The sequence below is a fragment of the Streptomyces sp. NPDC002742 genome, assembly GCF_042888885.1.
Classification (GTDB): Bacteria; Actinomycetota; Actinomycetes; order Streptomycetales; family Streptomycetaceae; genus Streptomyces.
This window is the reverse complement of the sequence record NZ_JBIAQF010000002.1, coordinates 390196-399476: the sequence shown is the minus strand read 5'-3', so window position 1 is coordinate 399476 and position 9281 is coordinate 390196. Positions and strand designations below refer to the sequence as shown.

Annotated in this window: 7 protein-coding genes; 1 reads left to right on the top strand and 6 read right to left on the bottom strand. The window is 72.3% G+C overall.

Annotated features, from left to right (window positions below; genetic code table 11):
* The coding region (locus ACFYW8_RS04565) for a PAS domain S-box protein (protein ID WP_389067784.1) at window positions 1-2010 on the top strand (2010 nt) is incomplete at its 5' end.
* A gap of 21 nt (window positions 2011-2031) precedes the next feature.
* On the opposite strand, the gene ACFYW8_RS04560 is transcribed toward ACFYW8_RS04565, so the two are convergent.
* From ACFYW8_RS04560 to ACFYW8_RS04535, 6 genes are all read right to left on the bottom strand, one after another.
* The gene (locus ACFYW8_RS04560) at window positions 2032-2529 is read right to left on the bottom strand and encodes a hypothetical protein (protein WP_261706991.1); all 498 of its coding nucleotides are present in this window, start codon (window positions 2527-2529) and stop codon (window positions 2032-2034) included.
* A gap of 80 nt (window positions 2530-2609) precedes the next feature.
* Entirely contained in the window at window positions 2610-5501 is a 2892-nt protein-coding gene (locus tag ACFYW8_RS04555; protein ID WP_389067780.1) for an ATP-binding protein, read from the bottom strand.
* A gap of 244 nt (window positions 5502-5745) precedes the next feature.
* Window positions 5746-5988, bottom strand: a complete 243-nt coding sequence (locus ACFYW8_RS04550) for a DUF397 domain-containing protein (RefSeq protein ID WP_261706989.1) — start codon at window positions 5986-5988, stop codon at window positions 5746-5748.
* Between the two features lie 83 nt (window positions 5989-6071).
* A complete protein-coding gene (locus ACFYW8_RS04545; protein WP_365875596.1) occupies window positions 6072-7238 on the bottom strand; it encodes a thiolase domain-containing protein in 1167 nt (388 codons plus the stop codon).
* Window positions 7235-8290, bottom strand: a complete 1056-nt coding sequence (locus ACFYW8_RS04540) for a thiolase domain-containing protein (RefSeq protein ID WP_389067775.1) — start codon at window positions 8288-8290, stop codon at window positions 7235-7237. The genes ACFYW8_RS04545 and ACFYW8_RS04540 overlap by 4 nt, the downstream gene beginning before the upstream one ends.
* Entirely contained in the window at window positions 8291-9232 is a 942-nt protein-coding gene (locus tag ACFYW8_RS04535; protein ID WP_365875592.1) for an OB-fold domain-containing protein, read from the bottom strand.
* Window positions 9233-9281 lie beyond the last annotated feature (49 nt).

The window sequence follows — 9281 nt, the reverse complement described above, 5'->3', positions numbered from 1 at the left end:
AACCGACAGGTCCGCCCCATGGGCGCGGAACTCGAACTCCACGGCCTCCGCAAGGACGGCACCGAATTCCCCGTCGAGATCAGCCTCAGCCCGCTCGAAACGGCAGACGGTCTCCTCGTCTCCGCCGCGGTCCGGGACGTCAGCGACCGCAAGGCCGCAGAGGAAAGGTTTCGGGGGCTCCTGGAGGCGGCGCCGGACGCCATGGTGATCGTCGACGACACCGGAACCATCAGACTCGTCAACGCCCAGACCGAAGCCCTCTTCGGATACCAGCGCGAGGAACTCCTCGGCAATCCCGTCGAACTCCTCGTACCCGGCCGCTTCCGCGCCCACCACCACCGCCACCGCGACGGGTACGCCGACAACCGACAGGTCCGCCCCATGGGCGCGGAACTCGAACTCCACGGCCTCCGCAAGGACGGCACCGAATTCCCCGTCGAGATCAGCCTCAGCCCGCTGGAAACCACGGACGGTCTCCTCGTCTCGGCAGCCGTCCGCGACGTCAGCGACCGCAAGCGCGCCGAGGCCCGGATCAACGAACTGGCCGGTCTGGTGGAGTCCTCCCAGGACGCGATCCTCGCCAAGACCCTGGACGGCCACATCACGTACTGGAACGCGGCGGCCCAGCGGCTGTACGGCTACAGCCGTTCCGAGGTGATGGGCAGGCACGTGTCGCTGCTCGCCACCACCGAGCGGCGGTACGAGATCGATCTGCTCCTTGACCGGCTGCGCAGCGGTGAGAAGGTGGAGCACTTCGAGACGCTGCGGCTGACGCGCTCGGGCGACCTGCTGGACGTGGACATCACGCTGTGGCCGACCCGTGCCACGGACGGTTCGGTGATCGGTGCGTGCGCGATCGTCCGGGACATCAGCGACCGCAAGAAGGCCGAGGCGGAGCTGACCTTCCTCTACGAACAGCAGCGGCACATCGCCCTCACCCTCCAGCGCAGCCTCATGGGCACCCCGCCCGCCATTCCCGGCCTGACCACGGCGAGCCGCTACCGGCCCGCCACGCAGGGAGCCGGGGTGGGCGGCGACTGGTTCGACCTGATCCCACTGGGGGCCGGCCGGGTCGGGGTCCTGATCGGCGACGTGATGGGCCGCGGTCTGGACGCCGCCGCCGTGATGGGTCAGCTGCGGTCGGCCGCGCACGCCCTGGCCAAGACCGGTATGCAGCCCCGCCAGCTGATGCAGGCCCTGGAGGCGGTCGTCGGCGATCTGGACGTGCCCGACCAGCTCGTGACCTGCTGCTATCTGGTGATCTCCGCCGACGCGGGCGAGGTGACGGTGTGCTCGGCCGGGCATCTGCCCACGCTGGTGGCCACGCCCGGCGCCGTTGCCCGGCCGCTTCCCGCGCCGGTGAACGCGCCTCTCGGTGTCGGCGACATCCTCTACGAGCAGGCGACCGCGGTGATACCGCCGGGGGCGACGCTCGTCCTGTACACCGACGGTCTCATCGAGACGCCCGGCAGCGACATCGAGGACCAGCTCGCCGAGCTCACTTCGACCCTCACGGACCTGTTCACCACGGCGCCCGATCTGGAGGTGGCCGCCGATCATGTGCTGAGCGCCCTGCTGCCGGACGCCGACGGGCACAACGACGACGTCACGCTGCTGCTCACGCGGCTCCCCGACGGGCCCCTGGCCACCGTCAGCACGGACCTGCCCGCGGCGCCCGAATCGGTGCCGGAGGGCCGCGCGTTCCTCAGCAAGGCGCTGACCGCCTGGGACTGCGTGCCCTCCGCGGACGACGCCCGGCTCCTGCTCTCCGAGATCCTCACGAACGCCGTGCAGCACGCCCAGGGACCCATCAGCCTGCACCTGTGCCGCACCGCCACCGATCTGACCGTGGAGATCAGCGATCACAGCCCGCATCTGCCGCAGCCCCGGATGGCGAGCGAGGACGAGGAGTCGGGACGGGGACTGATCCTCGTCCGCGCGCTGGCCGACAACTGGGGCGTCCGCCCCACCGACGCGGGCAAGACCACCTGGTTCACCCTCAAACTCTGACGCCAGAAGGGGTGTTCGGCCTCAGCCCTGCTGGAAGAGTTCCGCCGGGAGCGGCTTCAGCAGGGCGTACAGGTCGTCCGTGATCGGACGGTCCCAGGCGGCGATGGTCACCAGGACGTTGTCGCTGCGGTCGAACTGGACGCAGGCGATCCGGGTCTCGGACAGCTTCAGCCGACGCACGATCAGAAGGTTGTCGCCCTGCATCACCGGCATGTCCTCGGTCCCGGTGACGGTGACCTCTTCGTCGTTCTCCAGCGCGATCAGCAGCTGGGCCACCTCGAAGGGGACCTCGCCCTCGGCGACGTCACGGGCCTGGGAGCCCTCCGGCAGATTGCCGATGATCATCGCCGGACCGCGGCCGCCGAACAGGTCGTAGCGCAGGAAGACGCCCTGGCAGCTGCCGTCGGGGGCGGGCAGCAGGCCCGCGCCGAGATTGCCGGGCCAGTCGCCCGGGTCCATGGCCAGAACGTCGAAGTCGGGCCCGGCGGGCGTGGCGCTGCGGCGGCGGAGGAAGGACATGCCGCAATGGTACGTGCACGGGCGCGTACCGGGCCCCACGGGCACCGTCCGCGCGGGGCCGGGGGACGGGCCCGCGCGCGTCAGGAGATCGCCTGTTCCCCCAGCGCCGTCGCCAGTCCCGTGTGGTCCGTGCCGACCTTGCGGTAGACCGCCGACAGGAGCCGGGCGACGGCGTGCTCGTCGATGTTCAGCTCCTCGGCCACCTGGGCCTGGGTCCGGCCCTCCGCGGTGAGTGCCGCGGCGGTGCGCTCGCGGGCCGTCAGGGTGTCCGTCTCGGTGCTGTGCAGGCGGCGCGGCCGCAGTCCGGCCGACGCCAGCTCGTCACGGGCGTCCTCGATCAGCCCGTCGGCACCGCACTGGACGGCCGCGTCGAGGCCGCGGTAGAGGTGCTCGGCGGCTTCCCTGGGACGTCCGGCGCGACGCAGTTCGGTGCCCAGGGCGACCAGGGCGCAGGCCAGTTCGTAGGCGGCCGGGGAGCGCTCCAGGTGGCGGACGGCCTCTTCGAGGAGCTGGACGCGGGCCGGGCCCGGGGAGACCTCGGCGGCGACGCGCAGGGCCTGGCCGATCGCGGAGGGGGCTCCGTACTGGCGGGCGCGGTTCACCGCTTCGAGTGCCGTGGCGACGGCGCGCTCGGGGGCATCGTGGCTCTCGGCGCGGGCGAGGTGGAGCTGCCAGGGGCACCAGGCGGGGTTGCGCATGCCGCGCGGGTCGAGGCGGCGGCCGGCGGAGGCGAGCTCGATGGCGGCGTCCTTGGTGAGGCCGCGGGCGAGCAGGAGTTCGCCGTACACGGTCTGGGCGTCCGGGAAGGTGACGGCGGCCGGGAAGGGGGCGCAGAAGGCGTAGGCCTCGCCGGTCCGCGCCGCCTCCTCGACCTGGCCACGGGCGAGCAGGACCTGGATGAGGGTGCCCACCGCGTACCAGTGGACGGGCGTACCGGGCCCGACGCGTTCGGCGAGCCTGAGGCCCGCGCGGACGAAGTCCTCTGCTTCGGCGAGACGGCCGCGGCGGAAGCGGACGTATCCGAGGATCGTGTAGCCGAAGGAGAGGTGGGCGCCGTGCCAGCCCTGGGATTCGAAGTCGGCGATCCCGGTGGCGAAGAGCTCCTCGGTGCGGCCCGGCCGGTCGGCGTACATGAAGGTCATCGCGACGAGGACCGGGACCTCGAAGCCGCGGTCGGCCTCGGCCCAGCCGAGGCCTCCGGCCAGGGCGCGTTCGGCGTGATGCAGGGCGATGTGGGCGGGTTCGCCCCGCAGGGTGGCGTCCCAGGCGCGCAGTCCGATGACATAGCGCTCGGTGAGGTCGTGGCCGGTGAGCCGGTCGGCGAGACGGGTGAGGCGCCGGGAGCGGGCGGGCGAGTCGGGTTCGTCGGCGCGGAAGGCGTCCCACATGAACTGCTCGGACTGCATGCGCAGCCGTACCCGGGCGTCGCCGGTGACGGGGATCTCGCGGGCGAGGGTCTCGGAGGCCTCGGCGAGGCGGTCGCTGTGCGCGAGGACCTGGGAGAGGCGGTAGACGATGTTGTGGCGCAGCTCGGGGTCGGTGATGGGCTCTTCCAGGGCGGCGCGCAGATGGTTGACCGTGGTTGTCGGCTCGGTGAGCAGGGAGGCGCAGCCCAGTTCGTACAGGACGGCGGCACGGTCCTCGAAGGGCGGGGGTTCGCGCAGGGCGCGGGCCAGGTAGCGGCGGGCGGCGTCGGGGGCTCCGGCGCGCTGGGTCTCGCGGGCCGCGGCGCGCAGCTGCTGGACGATCCAGGTGTCTCCGTCGGGGTGGGTCTCCATGAGGTGCCGGGCGGCGGCGGCCGGGCCGAGGCCTTCGTTGATCACGCACCAGGCGGCCTGGCCGTGCAGGGCGACGCGGACGCTGCCGGGGATGTCCCGGTAGACGGCGGTGGCGATCAGCGGGTGGACGAATTCGAGGGGGTCGGCGCCGGTGAGGATCCGCGCGGTACGCAGGGCGTCCGCCGCGTCGGCGGCCTCCTCGGAGCCGAGGCCCGCGACGGCCGCGGCGAGCGATGGATGGATCTCGGTGCCCAGCACGGCGCAGGCCCAGGCGAAGCGGACGGTCGCGGGGCCCAGGCGTTCGAGGCGGGCGACGATGCCGCTGCCCTTGACGGCGGCGGCGAGGTCGCGCAGGAGATGCGCTCCGTCCTCGGTCGGGGTCAGGCCGCGGTCGCGGACCTTCGCCGTCAGTTCGACGGCCTCGAACGGGTTGCCCGCGGTGACGGCCCAGCACTCGCGGCAGAAGGCGTCGTCGGCCTGGGTGCCGAGGTCTTCGCGGACGAGCCGGGCGACGGCTGCCGCGCTGAGGGGTTCGAGGCCGAGGGGGCGCTGTCCGGCACGTCCGGGCAGCCCTCTGAACGCCTCGGCGTGTTCGGGGAGTTCGTCGGGCCGGTAGGCGACGACGAGCAGCAGCGGGAGTTGCTCGGCGCGTGGCGCGAACGCGGCCAGCCAGCTGAGCGATTCGGCGTCGGCCCAGTGCGCGTCGTCCAGGAGGAGCACCATGGGGGCGCGCTGCACGGCGAGGTGGGTGAGGACCCAGTCGAGTCCGGCGCGCAGGCCCTGCTGGTCGGGTGGGGCACCCTCGGACGGCGCGCAGAGGCCGAGCGCGGGTCCGACGATCGCGTACCAACTGCCCAGGGAGGAGCGGAGTTCGGCCTCGGAGAATCCGGCGAGCTGCGGCTGCAGGAGCTGGCGGGCGACGTGGAAGGCGACGCGCTGCTCCTGTTCTCCGCCGCGCGCGCTCAGCACGGTGCAGCCCTTGGCCGCGGAGCGCCTGTGGACCTCGGCGAGGAGGGTCGTCTTGCCGATTCCGGCGCGTCCGGCGAAGGCGAGGAGCGCGCCACGGGGGCGGCCCGGTGGTTCGCCGGCGTCCCGGCGCAGCCCGACGAGGTCACTCAACGCCTCGTCGGCTGCGGACAGTTCACTCTCGCGCTCGAAGAGCGTCCGACGGCTGCGAAGGCTGCGTTGCCCCATGATCACCCCCTGTCACGATCGCGCGCCCGCGCGGGGATGCGGATGCGCACCGTGACGTCCAGGCACCTCAGCGTACGCCCCGATCAACCACGGGGCAGCCCGTTCGCGTGCTCCTGGTCGGAACCTCGTCGAGGTTGCGTGGCCGCGGGAGGACGGCCGGTGAACGGCCCGCCGGGCGCGAGGACTCGGGCCGCCGCCCCTTCCCCGTGCCGGGGGCCGGAGCGGGGGCCCGGCGGTCCTCGGTTCAGGTCAGGTCGAACTCGCCCTCGCGGGCTCCCGATACGAAGGCTCCCCACTCCGCGGGAGTGAAGATCAAGGAAGCGCTCTGCGGGCGGCCACTGTTGCGCATCGCGATGAAGCCCTCGACAAAGGCGATCTGGACATCTCCCCGCCCCCGGCTGCTGGACTGCCATTCGGCGTTGCTGAGGTCCAGCTCCGGCTTGTCCCAGCCCGCGAGCGGGTGTTGCTCGATGGTGCTTTCGGCCACGTCCGTGCTCCTCCCGGTTCGTCGTCCGCGGCCAGCCTAGCGATCGGTCCCTGCCGCGCACAGGCCACGTGAGGAGGACGGTTTCAGGAGGCGGGCGGCGCGGCCCCGACCAGCCACATGGAGAAGAACTGGGATCCGCCGCCGTAGGCGTGGCCGAGCACCCTGCGAGCCCCGTCGACCTGGTGTTCTCCGGCCTGGCCGCGCACCTGGAGGGCCGCTTCGGCGAAGCGGATCATGCCGGAGGCGCCGATCGGATTAGTGGAGAGGACCCCACCCGACATGTTGACGGGCAGGTCGCCCTCCAGTTCGGTCACGCCCGACTCGGTGAGCTTCCATCCCTCACCCTCGTCGGCGAAGCCGAGGTTCTCCAGCCACATGGGCTCGTACCAGGAGAACGGTACGTACATCTCGACGGCGTCGATCTCGCGGCGTGGGTCCGCGATCCCGGCCTGCCGGTAGACGTCCGCGGCGCAGTCCTTGCCGGCCCGCGGGGACACGCAGTCCTTCCCGGCGAAGAGGGTCGGTTCGCTGCGCATCGCGCCGCCGTGCATCCAGGCGGGCGGTCGGGGTGAACGGGCCGCTCCCGCGCGGTCGGTGAGGATCATCGCGCAGGCTCCGTCGGAGGAGGGGCAGGTCTCGGAGTAGCGGATCGGGTCCCAGAGCATGGGCGAGGCCTGGACCTTCTCCAGGGTGATGTCGTGTTCGTGGAGGTGCGCGTACGGGTTCTTCAGCGCGTTGCGGCGGTCCTTGTACGCGACGAGGGAGCCGACGGTGTCGGGTGCGCCGGTCCGCCGCATGTAGGCGCGCACATGCGGTGCGAAGAAGCCGCCGGCGCCGGCGAGCAGCGGCTGCTGGAAGGGGATGGGCAGGGACAGGCCCCACATGGCGTTGGACTCGGACTGCTTCTCGTAGGCCAGCGTCAGGACGGTGCCGTGGACGCGGCCCGCGATCAGGTTGGTGGCGACCAGGGCCGTCGATCCGCCTACGGAGCCCGCGGTGTGCACGCGGAGCATCGGTTTGCCGACGGCGCCGAGCGCGTCGGCGAGGTACAGCTCGGGCATCATGACGCCCTCGAAGAAGTCGGGCGCCTTGCCGATGACGACGGCGTCGATGTCGGCCCACGTCAACTCGGCATCCGCCAGGGCTCGTTGAGCGGCCTCGCGGACGAGTCCGGCGATGGACACGTCCCGCCGGGCCGCCACGTGCTTGGTCTGGCCGATGCCTACGACGGCCACGGGCTCCTTGCTCATCGGGCATCCCCTTCGAGTACGGCGACCAGGTTCTGTTGGAGGCAGGGGCCGGAGGTGGCGTGGGCGAGCGCCCGGTCGGACTCCCCGCGATGGACCTGCGCGGCGGCCTCGCCGATGCGGATGAGTCCGGCCGCCATGACGGGGTTGGCGGCGAGCGCGCCCCCCGACGGGTTGACGCGCACACTGTCGTCGAGCCGCAGCGTCTTGCGCAGGATCACTTCCTGGGAGGTGAAGGGGGCGTGCAACTCGGCGGTGTCGACGGGCCGTTCGAAGACGCCGGCCCGTTCGGCGGCCAGCCGGGTGGACGGCGAGTCGGTCAGGTCGCGTACGCCGAGGGAGTGCGCCTCGATGCGGTGGTCGATGCCCCGGATCCAGGCGGGCCGTTCGCACAGTTCGCGGGCCCGGTTCCCGGCCGCGAGGATCACGGCGGCGGCGCCGTCGCCGATGGGCGGGCAGTCGCCGGTGCGCAGCGGTCGTACGAGATAGTCGCCCTGCGGCACCGGACCCCGCAGCTGGGCATGGGAGTTGGCGGTGGCGGCGGACCGGCTGCGGGCGGCGACGGAGGCGAGCGCGAGTTCGTCGGTCTCCCCGGTGTCGATGAGCGCCTGCGCCTGGAGCGCGGCGAGGGCGACCGAGTCGGGCCACAGGGGGGCCACGTAGTACGGGTCCAACTGGCGGGTCAGGACGTCGCGTACGGAGCCGGGCGACGATTTGCCGTACGCGTACACGAGCGCGGTGTCGGCGTCGCCGGTCAGCAGCTTGGTCCACGCCTCGTACAGCGCCCAGGCGCCGTCCATCTCGACGTGCGACTCGGAGATCGGCGGCCAGGCGCCGACCCCGTCGAGCGCCATGGTGAACGAGAAGGCGCGGCCCGCGAGATAGTCCGAGGAGCCGGAGCAGGTGAATCCGATGTCACTGGTCTGCAGGCCCGTCCGGTCGAGGACGTCGTGCAGGACCGGGAGGAGCATCTCGACCTCGGAGTGCTCGTCGGAGGTGCGCCGGTGGTCGGTCTGCCCGAAGGCGACGACGGCGATGTCCCTGGCGGTCCGCATCTACAGCATCTCCTTGTACGTGTCGTAGTCCGCGTCCGGTTCCCCGGTGGGCCGGTAGTGGTCGGGGTAGCGGCCGCCCTCGGACCACACGGGTTCCACGCGCAGGCCCATCCGGACCTCGTCGTAGGGGATGCCGCCGATCCGGCCGTGCAGCGCGAGGCCGGCGCCGTCGAGGGCGATGTGGGCGTACACGTACGGGACTTCGATGTCGAGGTTCCTCGCCTTGATGTTGACGATGCAGTACGTGGTGACGGTGCCGCGCGGACCGACCTCGACCTGCTCGGAGGTGGCCACCCCGCAGGTGGGACACGCCCCCTTGGGCGGGACGTACACCTTGTGGCAGGAGGGGCAGCGTTCGCCGACTGTCCGCCGCTCGGAGAGGCTCTCGATGTAGGCGGACTGGGCGCGGCCCGGGGAGTAGACGTAGTCGAGCCGCGCGGGGGCGACGATCCCGGTCACCATGTCGTCGAACCGGCCGTCGTGGCCCGTGAGTTGCGCGGCCGCACCGTCGTAGGGCTCGAAGCAGGCGATGTCGGTGATCGCGCCGGAGCGTTCGCGCGCCCAGCGGACGCGGACGCGCATCCCGGTGCGCACGGCGTCGGGGCCGGGGGCGTCGAGGGCGTGCAGCAGGCCGGTGTCGGCCCCGTCGAGCTTGACCAGGACCCAGGCGAAGGGGGTGTCGAGGGGCTGGCCGCGGCGGGGTTCGTGGTTCCAGGCCCAGGTGGTGACGGTGCCGGTGGGGGCGACCTCGACCAGGTCGCGTATCTCTTCGGCGGTGACGGGGTCGTACTCGACGGGCGGGACGAGGGTGCGGCCGTCGGCGGTCCGTACGCCGAGGACGACCCGTTCGCGCAGTCCCGTGAGGAAGGCGCCCTGCACGGGCCCGAGGGAGCGGGTGAAGGGGAACTCGACGACGAGGGGGGCTTTGAGGACTTCGGGCATCCCGGATCTCTCCTTCCAACGGCCGGACGCGCCGTGTCCGGGGGCGGGC